20 protein-coding genes are annotated in these 22,049 nt (G+C 72.3%); 17 read left to right on the top strand and 3 right to left on the bottom strand.

Annotated features, from left to right (window positions below; translation table 11 throughout):
• Positions 1-3: 3 nt before the first annotated feature.
• Positions 4-987, bottom strand: coding sequence for an MBL fold metallo-hydrolase (locus tag ACZ31C_RS19670; RefSeq protein ID WP_465796524.1), 984 nt, complete (start codon positions 985-987; stop codon positions 4-6).
• A gap of 70 nt (positions 988-1,057) precedes the next feature.
• Here ACZ31C_RS19670 and ACZ31C_RS19665 point away from each other — a divergent pair, with 70 nt between their 5' ends.
• From ACZ31C_RS19665 to ACZ31C_RS19585, 17 genes are all read left to right on the top strand, one after another.
• Positions 1,058-2,605, top strand: coding sequence for an AMP-binding protein (locus ACZ31C_RS19665; RefSeq protein WP_465796523.1), 1,548 nt, complete (start codon positions 1,058-1,060; stop codon positions 2,603-2,605).
• A 30-nt stretch (positions 2,606-2,635) separates the two neighbouring features.
• Complete coding sequence (locus tag ACZ31C_RS19660; protein ID WP_465796522.1) at positions 2,636-3,787, top strand: acyl-CoA dehydrogenase family protein; 1,152 nt, start codon at positions 2,636-2,638, stop codon at positions 3,785-3,787.
• 13 nt (positions 3,788-3,800) lie between these two features.
• On the top strand, positions 3,801-4,829 hold the full coding sequence (locus ACZ31C_RS19655) for an acyl-CoA dehydrogenase family protein (RefSeq protein ID WP_465796521.1): 1,029 nt from the start codon (positions 3,801-3,803) through the stop codon (positions 4,827-4,829).
• A 73-nt stretch (positions 4,830-4,902) separates the two neighbouring features.
• A complete protein-coding gene (locus tag ACZ31C_RS19650; protein WP_465796520.1) occupies positions 4,903-6,003 on the top strand; it encodes an LLM class flavin-dependent oxidoreductase in 1,101 nt (366 codons plus the stop codon).
• Complete coding sequence (locus tag ACZ31C_RS19645; RefSeq protein WP_465796519.1) at positions 6,000-7,004, top strand: LLM class flavin-dependent oxidoreductase; 1,005 nt, start codon at positions 6,000-6,002, stop codon at positions 7,002-7,004. The genes ACZ31C_RS19650 and ACZ31C_RS19645 overlap by 4 nt, the downstream gene beginning before the upstream one ends.
• On the top strand, positions 7,001-8,548 hold the full coding sequence (locus tag ACZ31C_RS19640) for a class I adenylate-forming enzyme family protein (protein WP_465796518.1): 1,548 nt from the start codon (positions 7,001-7,003) through the stop codon (positions 8,546-8,548). Before ACZ31C_RS19645 ends, ACZ31C_RS19640 begins: the two co-directional genes overlap by 4 nt.
• A complete protein-coding gene (locus ACZ31C_RS19635) occupies positions 8,548-9,546 on the top strand; it encodes an LLM class flavin-dependent oxidoreductase (RefSeq protein WP_465796517.1) in 999 nt (332 codons plus the stop codon). The genes ACZ31C_RS19640 and ACZ31C_RS19635 overlap by 1 nt, the downstream gene beginning before the upstream one ends.
• A 9-nt stretch (positions 9,547-9,555) precedes the next feature.
• Positions 9,556-10,527 carry an enoyl-CoA hydratase/isomerase family protein gene (locus ACZ31C_RS19630; RefSeq protein ID WP_449954286.1) on the top strand — a complete coding sequence of 324 codons (972 nt, stop codon included), beginning with the start codon at positions 9,556-9,558 and terminating at the stop codon, positions 10,525-10,527.
• Between the two features lie 7 nt (positions 10,528-10,534).
• Positions 10,535-11,518, top strand: coding sequence for an LLM class flavin-dependent oxidoreductase (locus ACZ31C_RS19625; protein WP_465796516.1), 984 nt, complete (start codon positions 10,535-10,537; stop codon positions 11,516-11,518).
• Entirely contained in the window at positions 11,515-11,850 is a 336-nt protein-coding gene (locus ACZ31C_RS19620) for a VOC family protein (protein WP_465796515.1), read from the top strand. Before ACZ31C_RS19625 ends, ACZ31C_RS19620 begins: the two co-directional genes overlap by 4 nt.
• A gap of 301 nt (positions 11,851-12,151) precedes the next feature.
• Positions 12,152-13,360 (top strand): MFS transporter, encoded by a 1,209-nt coding sequence (locus tag ACZ31C_RS19615; RefSeq protein WP_465796514.1) that lies wholly within the window; start codon positions 12,152-12,154, stop codon positions 13,358-13,360.
• 88 nt (positions 13,361-13,448) lie between these two features.
• Positions 13,449-15,005, top strand: coding sequence for an ABC transporter substrate-binding protein (locus ACZ31C_RS19610; protein ID WP_465796513.1), 1,557 nt, complete (start codon positions 13,449-13,451; stop codon positions 15,003-15,005).
• Complete coding sequence (locus ACZ31C_RS19605; protein ID WP_465796512.1) at positions 15,002-16,051, top strand: ABC transporter permease; 1,050 nt, start codon at positions 15,002-15,004, stop codon at positions 16,049-16,051. Before ACZ31C_RS19610 ends, ACZ31C_RS19605 begins: the two co-directional genes overlap by 4 nt.
• On the top strand, positions 16,048-18,030 hold the full coding sequence (locus tag ACZ31C_RS19600; protein ID WP_465796511.1) for a dipeptide/oligopeptide/nickel ABC transporter permease/ATP-binding protein: 1,983 nt from the start codon (positions 16,048-16,050) through the stop codon (positions 18,028-18,030). Before ACZ31C_RS19605 ends, ACZ31C_RS19600 begins: the two co-directional genes overlap by 4 nt.
• 3 nt (positions 18,031-18,033) lie before the next feature.
• Positions 18,034-18,786, top strand: a complete 753-nt coding sequence (locus tag ACZ31C_RS19595; protein WP_465796510.1) for an ABC transporter ATP-binding protein — start codon at positions 18,034-18,036, stop codon at positions 18,784-18,786.
• A gap of 202 nt (positions 18,787-18,988) precedes the next feature.
• Entirely contained in the window at positions 18,989-19,792 is an 804-nt protein-coding gene (locus ACZ31C_RS19590; protein WP_465796509.1) for an AfsR/SARP family transcriptional regulator, read from the top strand.
• A gap of 35 nt (positions 19,793-19,827) precedes the next feature.
• Complete coding sequence (locus ACZ31C_RS19585) at positions 19,828-20,280, top strand: nuclear transport factor 2 family protein (protein WP_465796508.1); 453 nt, start codon at positions 19,828-19,830, stop codon at positions 20,278-20,280.
• A 46-nt stretch (positions 20,281-20,326) separates the two neighbouring features.
• Here ACZ31C_RS19585 and ACZ31C_RS19580 read toward each other — a convergent pair whose 3' ends face one another.
• A complete protein-coding gene (locus ACZ31C_RS19580; protein ID WP_465796507.1) occupies positions 20,327-21,034 on the bottom strand; it encodes an SDR family NAD(P)-dependent oxidoreductase in 708 nt (235 codons plus the stop codon).
• A gap of 82 nt (positions 21,035-21,116) precedes the next feature.
• Positions 21,117-22,028 (bottom strand): MBL fold metallo-hydrolase, encoded by a 912-nt coding sequence (locus ACZ31C_RS19575; RefSeq protein WP_465796506.1) that lies wholly within the window; start codon positions 22,026-22,028, stop codon positions 21,117-21,119.
• Positions 22,029-22,049: the final 21 nt, after the last annotated feature.

Raw genomic sequence — 22,049 nt, 5'->3', positions numbered from 1 at the left:
GCGTCACTCGTCGGTGGCGGTCGCCGTCCGCAGCAGGGCGAGGGCGTGCACGAGGTGGAAGCGTCGTGTGCCCCGACCCAACTCGTCCCACGGCTTCTGCCAGGTCATCCGCCGGGCCAGCGTCCACGCGTCGTCGCCGAGCACGGTCAGGTCCCGTACCGCGTCGACCTCGTCGCGGTGGTACGCGCTCAGCTCGTCGACCCGGGCGGCGACGTCCCGGTACGGGAACTGGTGGGCCGGGCAGGCCACCGTCGCGTCGAGCGCGCGGATGCGGGCCAGGCTGCCGAACAGGTCGGCGGCCGGGTCGTCCTCGGGGCGGCTGACGATGGCGAGCTGGGTGGGGCCTTCGGCCATCATGGTGTCGCCGGTGAAGACCAGCCCCCGGGTGTCGAGATAGACGGTGTGGCCGTACGTGTGCCCCGGGGTGGGGACGGCGCGTACGGTCACGTCGCCGAAGCGGAACTCGGTCTCGTCGGTGACGGTCACGTCCGGCCGCAGGCTCTCGTGGTGCACGGCGACGTCGACGGCGTCGGCGTACATCGACTCGACCACGTCGGCGGGGGCGCCGGTGAGGTCGAGCGCGGCGCGCAGTTGTGCGAGGAACGTGCCCCGGGTGCGGTGCATGGTGGCGAAGTCGTCGGGTCGGCCGATCACGATGCGGGCCCCGGCGACCGTCTGGAGCCGGGCGGCGAAGCCGACGTGGTCGGGGTGGTTGTGGGTGAGCAGGACGGTGCCGATCGCCTCGACCCGGTGCCCGAGGGACTCCACGGACTGCGTGAACGCACGCCAGCAGGCCGGGTGGTCGTAGCCGGCGTCGACGAGGACGAGCCCGTCGGCGGTCTCCAGGAGATAGACCGTGACGTAGCGCAGGGCGCTGCCGGGGAGGGGGACGGGCACGGCCCAGACACCGTCCACGACCTGGGCGGGTGCGGGCACCTCACGGGCGCGGTAGCTGGCGGCGTGGGCGTCGATCGCGGGTATGGACATCGTCGCTCGGCTCCCTTACGGTGGGACAACACAACATACCGGATGGTCGGAATTTAACTCAAGGAGTCCGATGAGCGAGGAGCGGACCGGCTTTCGGCTGTGGGCGACCGCAGCGCCCGACCTGTGCGCGGTGGTCACCCCCGACGACCGCCGGATCTCCTACGGGGAACTGTTCGCCGAGGTGAACCGGATCTCGCACGGCCTGCGTACCCGGGCCGGGCTCCAGGTCGGCGACACCGTGGCCGCGGTCATGACCAACAGCGCCGGGATGATCGCGCTCTACCTCGCGGCGATGCAGTCCGGCCTGTACCTGGTCACGCTCAACTACCACCTCACCGAGCCGGAGATCGCGTACGTCCTGGCCGACAGCGGCGCCAAGGTGGTGGTCGGTTCGGCGCGCGTCGAGCAGGTCGTCGTCTCCGCCGCCGAGGCCGCCCCCGGCATCCAGGTCTTCGTCGACGGCACCCCGCAGACCGACCGGGCGCAGCCGCTGTCCGCACTCACCGCCGACATGCCGGCGGTGAGTCCGGAGCAGGTCCCCGCAGGTTCGCTGATGATGTACACCTCGGGCACCACCGGCCGCCCGAAGGGCGTCAAGCGTCCGCTGAGCGGCATCGACGCCGACGCCGGGGCGCTGACCTACCGGTGGCTGTTCGCCGAGTTCGGCATGGAACGCCCGGCCTTCGCGTCCTGGCTGGTCTCCGCGCCGATGTACCACTCCGCCAACATCACCCCGGCGATGGGCGCGCTGCACGCCGGCGGCACCATGGTGCTGATGGACGGCTGGACGCCGGAGGGCTTCCTGCGGCGCGTCCAGGAGCAGCGGGTCACCGGCACCAGCATGGTGCCGACGCACTTCTACCGGCTGCTCCAACTTCCCGAGTCGGTACGCGACGACTACGACGTCTCCTCGCTGCGCTACGTGCTGCACGGCGCGGCACCCTGCCCGCTGGAGGTCAAGCAGCGGATCCTGGAGTGGTTCGGGCCGGTGGTCTACGAGTACTACGGCTCCACCGAGGTCGGCACCACGATCGCCCGCCCGCACGAGTGGCTCGCGCACCCCGGCACGGTCGGCCGCCCGGCGTCCATCTCCACCCTGCGGATCCTCGACGAGCAGGGCGAGGAGGTGCCAGTGGGGCAGACCGGCATCGTCTACATGCGCCAGGGCAACGACCGGGTCGAGTACCACAACGACCCCGGCAAGACCGAGGGCGCCCGCCGCGACGGCCTGATGACCGTCTGGGACGTCGGCCACGTCGACGCCGACGGGTTCCTCTACATCACCGGCCGGGTGTCGGAGCTGATCCTGGTCGGCGGCGTGAACGTCTACCCGGCCGAGATCGAGGCGGCGCTGCTGGCCCACGAGTGGGTCGCCGACGCCGGGGTGATCGGCGTACCGGACCCGGAGTTCGGCGAGGTGCCGCAGGCGCACGTCGTCCTGCGCGACGACGCGCCCGAGGGCGACGCCGCCGTCGACGGGCTGCGCGACTACCTCGCCGACCGGCTGGCCAAGCCGAAGCGTCCGGTCTCCTACCTGGTGCGCGACGCGCTGCCGCGCGATCCGAACGGCAAGCTCTACAAGGCCCGGCTGCGGCGTACCCGTGAGGTGTCGGCGTGACCGGGCGCTACGACACGAGGGGAGGGACGGATGGACTTCGATGACAGCGCGTCCGACCTGACGTTCCGGCGCGAGGTCGGCGCCTGGCTGGACGAGGCGCTGCGCGACGTCCCCGACCAGGAGGAGTTGTCGCAGGACGAGCGCGAGAACTGGTCGCGGGTGTGGCAGCACCGGCTCTGCGCCGGCAACTGGGCCGGGCTGTCGTGGCCGGTCGCGCACGGTGGCCGGGGACTGGACTCGCTGGCACAGGCCATCTTCAACGAGGAGGCCGCGGTACGCGGGGCGCCGTACCCGCTCAACGGGGTCGGCATGATGCTCGCCGGACCGACGGTCATCGCGCACGGCACCGACGAGCAGCAGGCCCGGCACCTGCCTGGCATCCTGCGCGGCGAGGAGTACTGGTGTCAGGGCTTCAGCGAGCCCGGCGCCGGGTCCGACCTGGCCGGTCTGCGGACCGCCGCGACGAAGGTGGACGGCGGGTGGCTGATCAACGGCGCCAAGATCTGGACGTCGAACGCGCACAACGCCTCCCGGTGCCTGCTGCTGGCCCGCACCGACGCCGACGCGCCCAAGCACCAGGGGATCACCTACTTCCTCGCCCCGATGGACGGGTTCACCGTCCGGCCGCTGACGATGATCAACGGGGACACCGAGTTCAACGAGATGTTCCTCGACGACGTCTTCGTCCCCGACGCCGACGTGCTCGGCGGGGTCGGCAACGGCTGGCGGGTGGCCCTGACCACGCTCGCCTTCGAGCGCGGCAGCATGGCGCTGAACCTGTGGGTGTGGGCCCGCCAGGCGGTGGACCGGGTCGTCGACCTCGGGATCGCGCGCGGGGTCGCTGACGACAGTGCCTTCGTCGACGCGGTCGGCGCGTTGCAGTGCGACGCCGAGGCGGTGCGGATCGGGTCGATGCGGATGCTCGGCGAGAGCCGCGCCGGGGGAGTGCCCGGGCCGGAGACCTCGGCCCTCAAGAGCCTCTGGGCCGGGGTGGTGCAGCGCGCCAACCGTCTCGCCGTGCAGCTCGACGACGCGGGCGGGGTGCTGGTCGACGGCGATGGCGCCGCCGCCCGGATGCGCCGCTACCTGCGCGCCCGTGCCCACACCATCGAGGGCGGCACGGAGGAGGTCCAGAAATCGATCCTGGCGGAGCGGGTGCTGAACCTGCCCCGCTCACGCTGAGCGGAGTCATCGCGTGCGGGCAACATTCACCCAGGAACAGCAGGACATCGCCAAGACCGTCGGCGCGCTGGCCGACGCGGAACGCGCCACGGGCGGGCTGCCGACGCACTGGCGGGCCCCCGCCGGTGACGCGACGCTGTTGCGCGACTTCGGGCTCCTCGGGGTGCCGGAGCAGGTCGGCGGCATCGGGTCGAGCCTGATCGACCTGCTCGTCGCCGTCGAGGCGCTCGGCGAACGGCTCGTCGCGAGCCGGTTCCCGGCGCATGCCGCGGCGGTGCAACTGCTCTGCGGCAGCGGGCACGGTACGCCGCTGCCGGAGGACGTGCTCGACGGCAGCCGGGTGCTGACCCCGGCGGTGGACGTGCCGGGGGCCACCGCGCGGGCGGACCAGGTGTCGCCCCGCTCGGCGGTCCGCACCCTGGTGCCGTACGCGGCACAGGCGGACGGAGTGGTCGCCCTGGGTGCCGCCGAGGGCGTGTGGACCAGCGTGCCGGTCGAGGTGACCGCGCGCGAGTCGGTCGACCCGTCGGTGCCGCTGTCGGACGTCACGCTGCCCGATCCGCAGGACATCGTGCCGGCCGGCACCGGGGCGGCACGCGCCACGCTGGTGGTCGCCGCCGAACTCTGCGGTGTCGCGCAGGGTGCCATCGAGCTGGCCGCCGAGCAGGCGCGTACCCGTCAGCAGTTCGGTCGGGTGATCGGCTCGTTCCAGGGCGTCGCCTTCCAGCTCGCCGAGGCCGCCACGGCCCGCAAGGCCGCCTGGGACCTGACCCTCTACGCCGCCTGGGCGGTCGACAACGGACGCCCGGACGCCGAGATCCAGGTGCACGCGGCCAAGGCGGCGGCCGGGACGGCGGCGGTCTTCGCCGCCGAGCGGTGCATCCAGGTGCACGGCGGCATGGGCATCACCATGGAGGCGGTGCCGCACCTGTTCCTACGCCGGGCGTTGGTGCTCGACGCCCGATTCGGTCGCGGTTCCTGGCACCGCCGCCGTGCCGGCGAGCTGCGGATCGCCGCCCGACGTTCGTCGCAACCCCACTGACCTGCGAAACCCTTGCAGGCCGGATACCTACGGCGGTAACATACCGGCTGGTCGGAATAAACGAGGAGAAGCCGTGAAGTTCGGAATCATGAACCTGTTCCCGGTGAGTGACGGCACATCCGATCACCAGGTGCTGCGTGAGACCCTCGACGAGATCCAGCTGGCCGACGAGCTCGGGTTCGACTCGATCTGGCTGGCCGAGCACCACTTCTCGAAGTACGGCATTCTCGGCAGCCCGGTGAACTTCGGCATGGCCGTCGCCGAGCGGACCCGACAGATCACCATCGGCACCGCCGTCCTCGTGCTGCCGCTGCACCATCCGCTGCGGCTGGCCGAGGACATCGCCGCCCTCGACGTGCTCAGTGGCGGCCGGGTCTCCATCGGCGTCGGCCGCGGCTACCAGCCCGCCGAGTTCGCCGGCTTCGGCATCCCGCTGGAGGAGTCGAAGCAGCGCTACCAGGAGACGCTTGAGGTGCTGCGACTCGCGTTGTCGCAGGAGAACTTCTCCTACCACGGCAAGATCTTCCAGTACGACAACGTCACGACCTACCCCCGGCCGTACACGCCCGGTGGCCCGCCGATCCTGCAGGGCACCGTCTCCCCGGACAGCTTCCGCGAACGCGGCGCCGTCGGCGAATCGATCATCACCTCGCCGAACTTCACGCCGTTGGGCGTGATGCAGCGCAACTTCGACCTCTACCGGCAGAGCATGCGGGAGAACGGATTCGACATCAGCACCTACGACCTGCCCTTCATGCAGCAGGTCTGGTGCGGTGACAGCAGCGAGGGACTGCGCGCGGCCGCGCAGGCCGCCCTCAACTACTACAAGTCCGTCGGCAAGGTCATCCCCGGCTCGGAGGAGGCCATCGACAAGGAACGCGCCTACTACGCGGCGGTGGCCAAGAACATCGAGCTGCTGACGCTGGAGCAGACCCTGACCCACGGCGGCAACTTCGGCTCCGCCGACCGCGTCATCGAGACCATCGAGATGCTGCGCGAACAGCTCGGCATCAACCACTACATCGGCTGGCTGCGGATCCCGTCGCTGGACCGCAAGGCCGCGCTCAAGTCGATGGAGGAGTTCGCCGCGAAGGTCATCCCGCACTTCCGCGCCACCGCCGCCAAGGACGACACGGTGAGCGCGCCCGCCGCCGCCCAGGCGGTCGTCGGGTGAGGATCAGCTGCTTCCTCAGCGCCCAGTTCGACCCGGCGGCGTCGGCCACCGAGGGCATCGACGGCGTACTGGCCCAGGCCGCCGCCGCCGAAGCGGCCGGCTTCCACGCCGTCTACCTCGGACACCACTACCTGGCCCGGTCGGCGTTCGTGCAGCCGATCCCGCTCGCCGGTCACCTGGGACACGCCACCAGCCGCATCCGTATCGGCTTCGGTGTCCTGCTGGCGCCCCTGCTGAACCCGATCGCCCTCGCCGAGGAACTGTCCTCCCTCGACGTGCTGACCCGTGGTCGGCTGACCGTCGGCATCGGCGCCGGCTACCGACGCCGGGAGACCACCGCCTTCGGCGTGGCGTGGGAGGACCGGCTGCGCCGCCTGCGCGAGTACGTCCCGATCCTGCGCGCCCTGTGGCGCGGCGAGACGATCGACGCCGCCGGCAGTTGGGGCGAGGTGCCGCAGGCCAGCCTGCCGCTGCGCCCGGTGCAGCCCGGCGGCCCGCCGATCTGGATCGGCGCGTTCGCCGAACCCGCCATCCGACGCGCGGCCCGGCTCGACGCCCCCTGGCTCATCGGCCCCAAGGGCGACGACGACGAACTCGCCCGACTCCTCGGCATCTACCGCGCCGAACTCGCCGAACGGGGCTTCGATCCGGCCCGCGAGTACCCGATGAGCCGCGAGGCGTTCATCGGTGACAGCTACCGCAGCGCCGTCGCGGCGGTCCGCCCGCACCTGCAACGCCAGTACGCGGGCTACAAGTCGTGGGACGAGGCCCAGTCGCTGGACCTGGACCGGTACCTGGCCCAGGACTGCCTGGTCGGGTCGGCCGACGAGATCGTCGACAAGCTCCGCCGCTGGGAGAACGACCTCGGCATCACCGAGGTGTCGCTGCGGCACCAGTTCGTCGGCGCCAGCCAGGAGGAGGCGATGGACCAGCTCGCCCGGTTCGGTGCCGAGGTCGTCAGCCGGGTCGCCACCCCGGACACCGAGGAGGCGACACGATGAGCGGCGCGAATCTCGCCCTGATCCTGCACGGCCGCAGCACTGACCGGGCCGACGTGGCGGGCCTGTACGGCGAGGACGGCCGGTCGTGGACCTTCGACGAGATCGACCTGCTGTCCGGTGGCGTCGCCGCCGCGCTGCGCGCCGAGGGCGTCGGCGTCGGTGACCGGGTGGCCTGCTACCTCACCAACGGCCCCGAGGTCGTGTTCTTCCTCTTCGGCGCCTGGAAGATCGGCGCGGTGCCGGTGACGGTCAGCAGCCTGTACAACGCCGCCGAACTCGCCGAGTCGGTCGCCAAGACCACGCCGCGCCTGCTGCTCGTCGACGACCGTCGGCCCGAGGTGATCGCCGAGTTCCTGACCGGCGCCGACCTGCCGGTCCGCTCGGTCACCGAACCGGTCGCCGGGGTACCGGCGCTGGCCTGGCGACGCCCGACCCGGGTACCCGCCGTCGACGTCGCACCGGACGCCGAGGCGTGCATCCTGTTCACCGGCGGCACCACCGGCCGGCCCAAGGCGGTCAGCGTGACCCACGGCGGCTCACGGGAGTCGTTGATGCGCCTGGCCCGGGTCGCCACCGGCACCGACGTCGAGGGCAGCGCGGCCGCCGACGCGAAGCCCAACCTGATCGCCCTGCCGCTGTTCCACAGCGGTGGCCAGCACTCACTGCTCTTCGCGTACTTCGTCGGCCGGGCCGCGGTGGTCTGGGAACGGTTCGGTGTCGACCGGCTCGACGGGCTGATGCGACGCTTCGCCTTCGACAATTTCTTCTTCCTGCCCACCATGGTCTTCGACATCGTGCACACCGAACGGGACCTGCCCTTCGAGGGTGTGAAGTCGGTCCTGGTCGCCGGGCAGGCGATCTCGTGGCCGGTCCGGCGCGCCTTCGAGCAGCGCTACCACGTGCCCATCCTGGTCAACTACGGGTCGACCGAGGCCGGACACATCGCCGGATGGAACGGCCGGGACATGAAGGCCGGCCGGTGGAAGCCCGGCTCGGCCGGCCGGGTCTATCCCGGGGTGGAGCTGGAGATCCGCGACGACGACGGTGCCGCGCTGCCGGCCGGCGCGGAGGGCGAGGTGGTGGTCCGCTCCGCGTTGACCAAGGGGTACGTCGACGACCCGGACGCCTCCCGGGAGCTGGTCCGCGACGGCTGGGTGCACACCGGCGACATGGGCTACGTCGACGACGACGGCGTGCTGTTCCTGGTCGGTCGGAAGCGAGACATGATCAAGTGCGGCGGCTTCCAGGTGTGGCCCGAGGAGATCGAGGACGAACTCCGCGAGCACCCCCTGGTCAACGACGTACGGGTGCTCGGCCGTCCCGACGACCGGCTGGGCGAGATCCCGGTGGCCCTGGTCGTCCGCGAGACCGACGACTCGATCCCCGACGCGGTCCTCGCCGACGGCATCGTCGCGTTCGCCCGCGACCGGCTGGCGCACTTCAAGGCACCCCGACGCGTCGAGTTCGTACCCGTCCTGGAACGCAGCGCCACCGGCAAGACCAGCCGGGTCGCGGCGCCCGCCGTCGAGGGAGGTCGGAGCTGATGAAGTTCGGCATCATGGCGTCGCACCAGTACCCGCACGGCGACGACCTCGGCCGGCACCTGAGCGACCTGTTCGGCACCGTGGAACTCGCCGCCGAACTCGGCTACGACTCGGTCTGGACGATCAACCACTTCCAGTCCAACCTGGCCACCCCACAACCCATCTCGATGCTGGCCAGCCTGATCCCGCGCTCCGGCGAGATGACCCTCGGCACCGGCATCCTGCTGCTGCCGATGTTCCACCCGGTGCACGTCGCCGAGGAGTTCGCGACCCTGGACCACCTCTCCGGCGGACGGGTGATCCTCGGTGTCGGCGCCGGCTACCGGGAGAACGAGTTCGCCGCCTTCGGCCTGGACCCGCAGGCCCGGTTCCGTCGCTTCGACGAGAGCCTGCGGCTGATCCGGGCCCTCTGGAGCGGTACACCGGTGACCCACGACGGTGAGTTCTATCCGCAGGTCGACGCCACCATCGGCATCCGGCCGCTGACGCCGGGCGGCCCGCCGATCTGGATCGGCGCGGGCGGCCGCAAGGCCGTCCGCCGCGCCGCCCGCCTCGGCGACGCCTGGTACGCGCCGGGCAACTCACCGAGCCGCCGGTTCCTGCCCGAGCACCTCGCCGTCTACAACGAGGCGCTGGCCGAGTACGGTCGCGACCCCGCCACCGTGCAGCGGCCGGTCGGCGTCGAGCTGTACTGCGCGCCCACCACCGAACAGGCCGTCGAAGAGGCGCTGCCGCACGCGCGACTCGAATACTCCACCTATGCCGAGTACCCGGCGCTGCGCTGGCAGCGCGACCGCTTCGACGACCTGGTCCGCAACACCCTGTTGTTGGGCTCGCCGGAGTTCCTGATCGAACGCATCTCCGCCCTGCGGGACCTCGGCTTCGACCATCTCATCTTCCGTCCCGGATGGCTCGGCATGCCGACCGAGCGACTGCGCGCCTCGCTGCGACTGTTCGCCACCGAGGTGTTCCCCGCCTTCCGCACCAGCCGACCCTAAGGAACCGCCGTGAAGAAGACCGAAGCCGAGCTGCTCGCCGACCAGTGGGACGTCGAGAACATGGAGGTCGACCCCGAGGTCCTCGCGACGTACGTCCGGTACGACGTGGACGAGGAGCGCTCCGTCGCGACGATCACCTTCGACCGCCCCGACCGGCTCAACGCCATCCCGGTCGCCGCCTTCGAGCGCGTCGGTGACCTGGTCCGCGAGGCGGAGACCGACGACCGGGTGAAGGTCATCGTGTTCAAGGGCGAGGGCGACCACTTCGGCACCGGCGCCGACGCCGCCGAACTCGGCCACTACATCGGCTACAAGACCGGCACCGACAAGGCGTCCCGCCGTCGCCCGGCGCAGCGGCAGCGCATCCTGCCCGACCGCAACGTGCTCAGCTCCGGCTTCACCCGGCCCATCATCGAGTCGTTGAAGGCGACCATCTGCCAGGTGCAGGGCTACTGCTACGGCGGGCACTTCCAGATCGCGCTCTCCGCCGACATCGTCATCGCCAGCCCCGACGCCCGGTTCACCCACCCGGCGTTCCGCTACCTCGGCCCGGCCCCGCAGGACATGTACCACTGGATCGAGAAGGTCGGCCTGACGACGATGAAGGACGTCATGCTGACCATGCGGGCCATCGGCGCCGAGGAGGGCGAACGCAAGGGCCTGGTCACCAAGGTCGTCGAGCGCGAGGAACTGTCGCGGTGGGTGGACGACTACGCCGACGCGATCGCCGTCATGCCGCTGGACTCGCTGATGATGGGCAAGTCGATGATGCAGCTGGTGATGGAGGCCCGGGGCAAGGGCCTGGGCGCGATGACCGGGTGGGTCGGCCACGGCTGGGCCACCAACGTCAGCTTCGAAGAGGGGGACTGGAACTTCCTCAAGGAGCGGCGGGAGAAGGGCATCGCGCAGGCGCTGGCCGACCGGGACCGGCTCGTCGCGCCGTACTTCCGGCTCAGCGACTCGCGGGCCCGCGAGAAGTAGGCCCGCGATGAAGTTCGGCGTCCTGCTCGACCATCAGTACGCGTACGACGACGACCTGGGTCGACGCCTCGGCGAGACCGTCGAGTACGTGCAACACATCCGCGACCTGGGCTACGACTCGGTCTACGGCATCCACCACTACCTGTCGTCGCTGCGCACCCCGCAGCCGTTGCCGCTGCTGAGCCGGCTGATCGACCACTCCGGCACGATGGAGCTGGGCACCGGCATCCTCATCCTGCCGCTGGGGCATCCGGTGCACTGGGCCGAGGAGATCGCCACCATCGACCAGATGTCCGGCGGTCGCTTCGTCCTGGGCATCGGCGCCGGCTACCGCGAGGTGGAGTTCGACTCCTTCGGCGTCGACCGGCGCACCCGGGTCTCCCGGATGAACGAGGCGCTCGCGGTGATGCAGCGGCTCTGGACCGGCGAGACCGTCCACCACGAGGGCCGACACTTCACCCTCGACGGCGTACGGTGCAGCGTGCTGCCCGTCCAGCAGCCGCACCCGCCGGTCTGGGTCGGTGCCAACGGCCCCACCGGCATCGCCCGGATCGCCCGGCAGGGCCTGCCCTGGCTGGCCCCGTCCAACGTCCGGCGCAACTGGGCCGTCGGCAACCTCGCCGACTACCGGGAGCAGCGCCGGGCGGCCGGCTTCAGCGAGGAGGGCGCGGTCTTCCCGATCCACCGTGACCTCTGCGTCGCCGACTCCTTCGACGACGCGTACGCCCTCGCCGGTGACGCGGTCCGCCGCTCCTACGGCGAGTACGTGCAGTACGGCATGGACTTCTTCGAGTCCCAGTGGGAGGCCATCAAGGAGCGGGCCCTCTTCTTCGGGTCCCCCGACGACATCGCGGCGAAGGTCCAGGACTTCGCCGACGCCGGGTTCAACCACTTCGTCTTCCGCGCGCAGTGGCTCGGCCTGCCCATCGAGGACTCGATCCGGATCGTCGAACGTTTCGCCCGCGAGGTCATGCCGAGGTTCCGCACATGAAGATCGGTCACGTGATCGTCCCCGCCGACGAGCTGGACGCCCAGCTCGACTTCTACACCGCCCTCGGGCTGACCGTCCGCTTCCGCGACGGCGACCGGTACGCCGCGCTCACCGACGGCACGGTGACCGTCGGACTGGCCGACGCGTCGCAGCAACCCGTCGCCGGCCGTACCCTGCTCAGCGTCCAGGTCGACGACCTGGACGCCTGCCTCGCGCAGGTGACGGCCGGCGGCGGCACGGCGGGCGACACCGTGGAGGGCCCGCACGAGCGACGGGCGGTGGTCGTCGATCCGGGCGGCAACCCGCTCGTCGTCTACCAGCGGCTCGGCTGAACGCACCCACCGGTGATGACCGGCCGCTGACCACCCGTGCGGCGCGCTGGTCACCGCACGTGCTGGCCGGTGCGTAGCCGCCGGGCGAGCCCCGGAACCACACACCGTGACGGTGTTCTGGCCGGGAGGTACGTCGTCCATCCACTGTGGCACCAGCTCGCGCTCACGCCGACCTGGACGGTCCGAGGTTAACTGTCACCGGACGGAACCCCGGGAACTCGACCGGCCCGTCGGACGACGCGGTACGTGGAGGCGATCGGCAGCGGTCGCGGTGTGCCGGACGGCGAAGGTGGGGATCGGGATGCCCGGGAACGGGGCGGCGCGTTCCTTCACCGGCGCCCAGTGGGCGGTGCTGGTGAGCGGCCTGCTGGTCAACGTCGGCTCGTTCTCGATCTATCCGTATCTCGCGGTGCTGCTGCGCGAGCGGATGGGCCTGGGCATGGGGCAGATCGGCGTACTGCTCGGGGTGGCGACCCTGGTGCAGTTCGCCAGCGCACCGGTCACCGCGGCACTGGCCGAGCGGATCGGGCTGCAACGGTGCCTGCGCGGCGCGACGGTGCTGTACACGCTGGGCGGATGCGGGTTCCTGGCGGGGGAGGGGCGGCCGGGGCTCACCGTCGCCGGTCTGGTGTTGATCTCGGCCGGTGGTTCGCTCTACTCACCGGCGTACCGGGGATATCTGGTGCACGGTGTCGGCCCGGAGGCCCGGCCCCGCCTGGTCTCCGCCGGCAACGCCGCCGGGAACCTGGGCATCGCCCTCGGGCCGGTGGTCGGAGCCCTGCTCATCCGGTATCCCGGCGCGATGTTCACCGTCGTCACGACGCTCTACGCCGGTCTGGCGCTGGGGCATCTCTTCCTGCCCCGCGAACCGTCGGGCGCACCGACCGTGCCGGTGGAGCCGTTCCGGCGGGTGCTGTCCGGTGTGGCGGTGATGCCGTTCGCCGTGACCGCGCTCTCCATCTATCTCTACATGCAGTTCTATCAGTACCTCTCCAGCTATGCGCAGGGACGCGTGGCCACTCTGGTCTTCGGTGCCGCCATGATGGGGTATTCGCTCGGCCTGGCCCTCGCCCAACCGCTGGTGGCCGAGCGGGTCGGGCGGATGGCGTACCGGCCGGCGATGGCCGTCGGCTTCGGCTGCCTGGCGGTCGGGATGGTCGCCTTCGCCGCTGGCCACTGGTCGAGCCTCCTGGTCGGGGTGACCGTGATCAGCCTCGGCAACGCCGTGCTGTTCCTCAAGAACGACCTGGAGGCGCTGGCCCGGTCGCGCCGGTCCGCCACGGTGGTCTTCGGGCAGCAGCGGCTGGCCGTCGGCGTCGGATCCTTCCTCAGCGGAGTGGTCGGCGGCACCGCGTACGGGGCCTTCGAGGCGGCCGGGCTGATGCCGGGGTTCTGGCTGGCCGTGGCGGCCCAGTGCGTACTGCTTCCGCCGCTCCTGCTGGGCGGACGCGCGCTGGTCCGGCGTCGCCGGGGCGCGACGGCCGGGTCCCGAGCCGCCGGCCCACGGTGACGTCGCGGGAACCAGGTACGCCGCACCGCCGACTAGACCTATCGAGCGGCACCGTACTGCCGCCGGCTGACGTACCCCGGGAGAACTCGTGCCGCGACCCCGCCCGCTCGTTGCCGCCCTCGCCGTGTCGCTGGCGCTGACCAGCGCCTGCGGTGCCGGTGCCGACGACACCGCCTCGTCGACCACCCTGCGCATCGCCCTGAGCGCCGAGTCCGGCGCGCTGGACCCGCACGCGTTCACCGGCAACTTCCTGCTGCTCGACGCGCTCTACGAGCCGCTGGTGACCTACGGCCGGGACGGCACCCTGGAACCGGGGCTGGCGCAGTCCTGGACGGTCGCCGAGGACGGCCGGCAGGTCACGTTCGACCTGCGCGACGGCGTCCGCTTCACCGACGGAACGCCGGTCGACGCCGCCGCCGTCAAGTGGAACTTCGACCGCTGGGTGGGCAACGAGCGGTTCTCCTTCTTCCGCGCGTCCCAGGTGATCACCGAGGTCGAGGCCGCCGACCCGGACACCGTCCGCCTCACCCTCGCCGAACCGTACGAGCCGCTGCTCCAGGAACTGTCGATCGTGCGTCCGGTCCGGCTGCTCAGCCCGGCGTCGGCGGCCGCCGACGGCACGTTCGGGCAGCCGGTCGGCACCGGCGCGTGGAAACTGGACTCGACCAGCGCCACCGGTGCGGTGCTGACCCGCAACGACGCCTACTGGGGCACCCGACCCGAGGTGGAGCGGCTGGAGTTCCGTGTCATCCCGGACTCCCAGGCGCGCGCCGACGCCCTCACCAACGGTGAGATCGACCTGATCGGCGGCGCCTACCTCGCGCCGATCACCCCGGTGGAGGCCAGGTCGCTCGGCGAACGCGACGGCGTCACGCTGCTCACCGGCGCACCGGACGTCTCCATCATGCTCGGGTTCAACCCGGACGGTCCGGCCGGCGACCGGGCCGTCCGGGAGGCCGTGAGCCGGGCCGTCGACACCACCGCCCTGGCGAGGACGCTGCTGCTCGACTATGCCGAGCCGGCCCGGCGGGTGTTCCCGCCCGACGTGCCGGACTCCGGCACCGACCTGCCGCTCGGATTCGACCCGGCGGCGGCGAACCGGGTCCTGGACGCCGCCGGATACGTCCGCGACGGCGACACCCGCGTCAAGGACGGCACGCCGCTCGCGCTGCGGCTGCTCGTCCCCACCACCCCGGCCGAGGGACAACTCGACCCGCGCACCATGGCCGCGGCGATCGCCGCCGCCCTCACCGAGGTGGGCATCACCGTGGAGATCGTCCCGGTGGACGCCGCCACCTACTACGACGAGCGGGCCGAGGGCCGCTACGACCTGACGTTCTTCGAGACCCTCGGCGCACCGTACGACCCGTCCAGCTCGATCGTGTCGCTGTTCACCGGCGGTGCGAGGGCCCCGCTGTGGGTCACCCCGCAGACCGAGGACCTGGTGGACAAGGCGCTGTACGCCCGCGACCCCGCGACCCGCGCGGCGGCCCACCAGAGCCTGTACGACGCCGTCGCCGCCGACGTCGGGTTCGTGCCGTTGGCGTACCGGCCGCGCCTGTGGGCGGTACGCGACCGGGTGCAGGGCTTCGCCGTGCCGCCCAGCGACGTGGACCTCGAACTGAGCGGGGTCACCCTCGGGTGACCGAGTCCGGGTGGCTGCGCCGCGCCGGTGCTCTGGTCGCGCGGTGGACCGTCGACACCGTCGGCGTACTCCTCGCGCTCTCCGCCGGCACCTTCGCCCTCGTCCTGCTGGCCCGGGGGGACGCGGCGGCGATGCTGGCCGCGACCCGGGCCGGCCGCCCGGCCACCCCCGAACAGGTCGAGGCGGTCCGCGTCGAACTGGGCATGGACGCCCCCGCCCCGATGCGGTACCTGCGGTGGCTGCGCGACGCCGTCACCGGGGACTTCGGGGTGTCGCTGCGCACCGACACACCGATCGGACCCGAGATCGCCGACCGGATCGGCGTGACCCTCGGCCTGGTGGCCGGGTCCACCGTGGTCGCCCTGACGGTGGGGGTGGGGATCGGTGTCGCCGGGGCGGTGCTGCGTCGCGGCCCACTGCGCGGCACTCTGCGCGTCGGGGCGCTGCTGGCCACCTCCGTACCGGCGTTCTGGCTCAGCTACCTCCTCGTGCTGCTGCTCGCGTTGCGCCTGGGCCTGGTGCCCACCTCGGGCATGGCGGGCCCGGCGACCTGGGTGATGCCGATGGCGGTGCTCGGCCTGCCCGCGGCCGGTGCCCTCAGCCGGGTGGTGGCCGTGACGCTGCGCGAGGCGCTCGACCGGCCCTACGTGCTCGCCGCGCAGGCCCGGGGAAGCTCACCGCTGTCCATCGTGCTCCGGGACGGCCTGCCCAACGCCGCCGGGCCGATCCTGTCGGTCGCCGGGTTCACCGTCGGCACCCTGCTGGTCGGCACGGTCGTGGTGGAGCAGATCTTCGGCTGGCCCGGCCTCGGCGCCTACTTCGTCCGGGCCGCCGCCGCCCGCGACGTACCGGCCCTCCAGGCCAGTGCGCTTCTGCTCGGCGGCGGGTTCATCCTGGCCAACCGGCTCGCCGACGTGGTGCAGGCGTTCGTCGACCCGCGCTCGCGGCGCAGCGGCGACGTGCGCGGGCAGCGCGCCGGCCTCCGGTCGCCTGCTCGCCGAGATCCGACGCGTCGCGTCCCGGCCGCCCGAGGGGAGCCGACGTGAGCCGCCTGCCGAGGATCACCGGTCACCTGCGGACCGTGCTGGTGGCGGTGCCACTGCTGGTGTTCTCGGTCGTCGGACTGCTCGCGCCGGTGATCGCCCCGGCCGACCCGAGCGCCAACGACCTGGCGGCGAGTCTGCTGCCCCCGTCGGCGGAGCACCTGCTCGGCACCGACCAGCTCGGGCGCGACCAGCTCAGCCGGCTCCTGCACGGCGCGCGGATCTCGCTGACCGTCACCGCGGCGGTCCTGGCGATCTCGGTGACCGTCGGAGTCGTGGTCGGCACCGTCGCCGGGTACCTCGGCGGACGGGTCGACCGGATCGTGGCCCGGGTCGTCGACATGGCCGTCTCGCTGCCGGGCATGCTGGTGGCGCTGGCCGTCGTGGGCGTACGCGGTGCGGGGACGGAGAATCTCGTCATCGCGATGTCCCTGTGGGCCTGGTCCCCGTACGCCCGCATCGCCCGGGCCCGGGTCGCCGGTCTGCGCGACAGCCCGCACCTGGACGCCCTGCGGCTGCTCGGGGCCGGACCCGCCCGCATCCTCGGCCGGCACCTGCTGCCGCCCGCGCTCGGCCCGTGCCTGGTCTACGCCAGCACCGACGTGGGCGCCATCGTGCTCGGCGTGGCCACCCTCAGCTTCCTCGGCCTGGGCATCCCGCCACCGTACGCCGAATGGGGCCAGATGCTCGTCGAGGGGCGACCGCACCTCGGCTCGGCCTGGTGGTTGGCGTACCCGCCGGGCATCGCGATCACCGCGATCGTGTTCGCGAGCAACCTGCTCGGCGAACGCCTGGCGGCCGGCGACGAACGCCCCTCGATCCTGCGGTGGGTGCTCCCCACGCGCCCGCGCGTCCGGCGTCCGCCGACGGTCGACGCGTCCCCTGCTCCCGGTGGGACTGCCGTCTCCGCCGGGGCTCCCGCTCCCGGCGACACCGCACTTCACGGCGAGCGGGACGACGCCGTGCTGTCCGTCCGTGACCTCGTGGTCAGCTATCCGCGCGGCGGCGGGCGGCGACGGGTCGTCGCGGGCGTCGACTACGAGGTGGCCCGGGGCGAGACCCTGGCGATCGTCGGCGAGAGCGGCAGCGGCAAGACCACCTCGGCCCTGGCCCCGTTCGGCCTGCTGGACCCCAGCGCCGTCGTCTCTGGCTCGGCGACGCTGCGGATCGGACCCGACGTCCACGACCTCGTCGGCCTCGCCCCGCAGGAGCGCCGCCGGCTCAACGGCCGCCGGGTGGGCGTGGTCTTCCAGGACAGTCTCGCCACCCTGAACCCGTTGCGGACCATCGGCGCGCACGTCGACGAGGCCGTCCGCAACGCCGGTCGCGGTGGCCGCCGGGCGGCGACCCGTCGCGTCACCGAGGACCTGCTGCGTCTGGCGGGACTGGCCGACCCGGCCACGGTCGCCCGGCGCTACCCGCACCAGCTCTCCGGCGGGATGCGGCAACGCGCCCAGATCGCCGTCGCGCTCGCCGGGCGGCCCGCCCTGCTGGTCGCCGACGAACCCACCTCCGCCCTGGACGTGACCGTGCAGTCCCACCTGCTCGACCTACTGGCCCGTCTCCGCGACGAGCTGGACATGTCCATGATCATCGTCAGTCACGACCTGGCCGTGGTGACCCGGTCGGCCGACCGGGTGGCGGTCGTGTACGCCGGTCGGGTCGTCGAGTCCGGACCGCGCGACGCCGTGCTCGGCGATCCCGCCCACCCGTACACCCGTGGCCTGCTCGACGCCGTACCGCGCCCCGCGGTGCCGCCCGGCACCCGCTTCCGCACCATGCCGGGGCACTCCGGTGCCGGCCCGGACGACGCGCCGGGCTGTGCGTTCGCGCCCCGGTGTCCGATCGCGGTGCCCGCCTGCGCCCACGAGACACCCGTGCCGGTGACGGTGGACCTACGGATCGGCCACCGGTCGGCGTGCCTGCGGGCGCCGGGCCGTACCGAGCTGCCGGCTGCGGCCGGTGAACGGGACGGTGGCTGAGCGATGCTGCGGGTGGAACAGGTCAGTGCCGGCTATCCCGGCTCCCGCGACGTCCCTCGGGTGGTCGAGGAGGTCACGCTCCGGGTCGACGCGGGGGAGATCGTCGGGCTCGTCGGCGAGTCGGGATGCGGCAAGACGACGCTCGCCCGCGTGATCACCGGGCTGCACCGCCCGCACTCGGGTGTGGTCCGTTTCGCCAATGTGGACGTACACCGTCTGCGCGGCCGGGAGCTGCGCGCGCACCGGCGACAGATCCAGATGGTCTTCCAGGACCCCTACCTGACCCTCAGCCCTCGCCAGACGGCCCGGCAGGCCGTGGCGGAGCCGCTGCACATCCACCGGATCGGCGACGCCCGGTCCCGGGCCGCGCGGGTGGCCGAACTGCTGGACCTCGTCGGACTCGATCCACAGGCGGGTGATCGCCGGCCGCGCGACCTCTCCGGCGGGCAGCGGCAACGCGTGGCGATCGCCCGGGCGTTGGCGCTCGGTCCCCGCCTGCTCGTCTGCGACGAACCGGTCACCGCGCTCGACGTCTCGGTGCAGGCGAAGGTCCTCAACCTGATCTGCGACCTGCGTGACCACCTAGGGCTGGCCTGCCTGTTCATCTCCCACGACCTCGCCGTCGTCCGGCAGCTCGCCGACCGGATCGCGGTCATGCACCACGGCCGCATCGTCGAGCAGGGCGCCACCGCGCAGGTCACCACCGCGCCCCACCACCCGTACACCCGCATGCTGCTCGCGGCGGCTGGGATGTAAGGAGGGGTCCCCGGCTAACGCCTGGTGTATAGCAGGGGACCCCTCCTCACCTCTCGACGCTCGGGGCACTCCGGAGGTAAAGCCTATCTTTTCAATAGGTTTTAGGAGGTCAGTGAGCTGGGGACCGTTCGGCGGTAAGGGGATCGAAAGGGCTCCTCGGCATAGTCCTGGTCGCTGCGACAACGCGCGACAAGGGGGAGACATGCGGTTCAAGGTGTTGGGTCCGTTGACCATGATGCCGGGGCGACTGCCCAGCGCGCCGAAGCAACGGCAGTTGCTCGCACTCCTGCTCCTGCACGCCAACACCGTCGTCACCATCGACGACTGTGTCGACGAGCTGTGGGGTGAGCAACCGCCGCACAGCGCGCACTCGACACTCCAGACGTACGTGATGAACCTGCGCCGGGTGCTGCGCCTGGAGGCGGAGCCGCCGGGGGGCGGGCGCATCGTCACCCGGGAACGCGGCTACGCCCTGCACCTGGAGCCGGGCGAGCTGGACCTGGAGGACTTCCAGCGGGTGGCCGGCGACGGCAGCGAGGCACTCGCCGCCGGCCGGTACCCGGAGGCGGCCCGGCTGCTGCGCGCGGCGCTGGACATGTGGCGCGGCCCGGCCCTGGTGGACGTGCAGGCCGGTCCGATCCTGCGGGGTCGTCTCGACGGGCTGCGCGAGGTGCACCTCGCGGTGCAGGAGGAGCGGGTCGAGGCCGACCTGCGGATCGGTCGGCACCGCGAGCTGCTGGGCGAGCTGCGCACGCTGGTACGCCGGCATCCCACCCATGAGAACCTCTGCGCCCAACTGGTGCTGGCGCTGTACCGCAGTGGTCGCACCACCGAGGCGCTGGCCGTGCTGCGGCAGCTGCGTACCACGCTCGGCGAGCGGTTCGGGCTGGAGCCGTCCCGGCGACTGCAACGCCTGGAACGGGCCGTGCTGCGCGCCGAACCGGCGCTGGACCTGCCCGCCGCGTCGTCCGTCGACCGCAGCGTGCACCACCTGCTCGTCAACTGACCACCGTCACCGTCACCGTCGCGAAGGAGGCAGCCATGCCGGTCACCGAGCCCGCCCGCACCCGCCCGCCCGCCATCGACGCCCGCACGTACGCCGAGATCCTGCAGTTCTACGCCCGGCACTTCCAGCTCCTGGACGAGGGACGGGCGGAGGAGTGGGCGGACCAGTTCACCGAGGACGGCGAGTTCGCGCAGAACGTGAAGCCCGAACCGCGCCGGGGCCGCTCCGCGATCGCCGCCTCGATGCGCCGGGGGATCGACAGCATCGCCGAGCGCGGGCTGGTCCGCCGGCACTGGTACGGCGCCGTGACGGCCGAACCGGCGGGCGAGGACACGGTGCGGACCCGCTACTACGCGACGGTGTTCGAGACCTCGCGCGGCGGTGGCGAGGCGCGGGTATACCTCAGCACCACCGCCGAGGACGTCCTGGAACGGCGTGGCGACGGCTGGTTCGTCCGCCGTCGCCACGTCGCCCATGACGGCACCTGAGCCGGGGCGGCGGTCCGGTCCGGACCGCCGCCGCGCGGCATCCGGGCTAGTAGTCCAGGCCACCGTCGACGTGCAGCACGTGCCCGTTGACGTACGAGCTGTCCGGCGAGGCGAGGAAGAGCACCGCGCGGGCGACCTCGTCACCGGTCGCGGCCCGGCCCGAGGCCAGCGAACCGCGCAGCCGACCCCAGAGCCGGTCGTTGGCGAGGATCTGGCGACCCATGCCCTCGTCGACCACACCGGGTGCGACGGCGTTGACGGTGACGCCGTCGCCACCCAGCTCGGCGGCGAGCACCCGGGTCAACGTCTCGATCGCCGCCTTCGACACGCTGTACGCGCCCGCCCCCACGATCGGCCGTCGGGCCAGCAACGAGGAGACCGTGACCACCCGCCCGGCGCCGGAGGCCCGCAGCAGGGGCGCGGCGGCCTGTACGCAGTGCAGCACGCCGGTCAGGTTGGTGGCGAGCACCTCGTCCCACTGCGACACCGGCAGGCCGACCAGCGGACCGGGTCGGCTGATCCCGGCGTTGGCGACCAGGATGTCCAACCCGCCGTACCGGTCCTGCACGCCGGCCACCAGCGCGTCGACGGAGGCCCGGTCGGTGACGTCGACCGGGAACCGGTCCCCGCCCTCCGGTGCGCCACGCGACGCGGACACCACCGTGGCGCCGGCGTCGGTGAGCGCCCGCGCGATGACCCTGCCCAGGCCGGCGGTGCCGCCGGTGACCACCGCGACCTTTCCCTTGAGGACCATGAGAACTCCCTTCCGCGTCTGCCGGACCACCGGTCCGGCCGTGTCGTGGCCGGTGCCGCGCACCGACCGTCGCCGCCCGCCGCTACACCGACGTGACGAGCGGACCGCCGTGCAGGTGGACCATGTCCCGGACGACCGGCCGCGACGACAGGTACGCCCCGGGCGGCTCGCCGCGTTCCTCCGCGTACGCCCGGTGCAGGTTGGCGACGAGCCGCTCCGCCTCCGGCAGTTGGGCGAACGGATGCCCGGTGGCGCCCCGGGCCGCCGCCAACGCGGGCAGCCGGTCGGCGACGCCCTGCCGGGCCAGGCCCCGCAGCCAGCGCAGGTATGCCTCGGTGGCGTCGAGGACCTCCGGCCCGCTCACCTCACCGTGCCCGGACACCACCACGCGGGGTCGCAGCGCCCGGATCCGTGCCAGCGCGTCCAGCGACCCGGTCACCGATCCCATCAGCACGAAGGGCGTGCGTCCGGAGAAGACGACGTCACCGGCGAACAGCACCCGACGCTGCGGCAGCCACACCACCACGTCGTTCGTGGTGTGTGCGGGGCCCACGTGCATCAGCTCGACGCGTACCCCGCCGGGGTCCAGGGTGAGCTGCTCGCGCAGCGTCACGTCGGGCAGGCGCAGCCGGATCCCGGACCAGTCCACGTCGGGCCAGAGTTCGCGCATGGCCAGCCCGGTCCGTGCCATCTCGGCGTGCGCCTGCTCGTGCGCCACGATCTCGGCGTCGGCCGGGAAGACGCAGTTGCCGAAGACGTGGTCACCGTGATGGTGGGTGTTCACCACCACGTGTGGACGGTCCGGTGCGACCCGGCGTACCTGCGCGAGCAGCGCCAGGGCCCGGTCCCGGGTGGCGGCGGTGTCCACCACCACGACGCGGTCGGTGCCGACGACGATGCCCGCGTTGCCGACACACCAGCCGCCCGGCCGCTGCACGTACGCGTACACGTCCGGTGCCACCGGCACCAGCGTGGCTCCTGGCTGGTCCGTCATCTCACCTCCGGTCGCACGGCG

The sequence above is a fragment of the Micromonospora sp. NPDC023869 genome, assembly GCF_055559695.1.
Note: the sequence above shows the minus strand (reverse complement) of the source record. Positions and strands in the feature narration are given on the sequence as shown.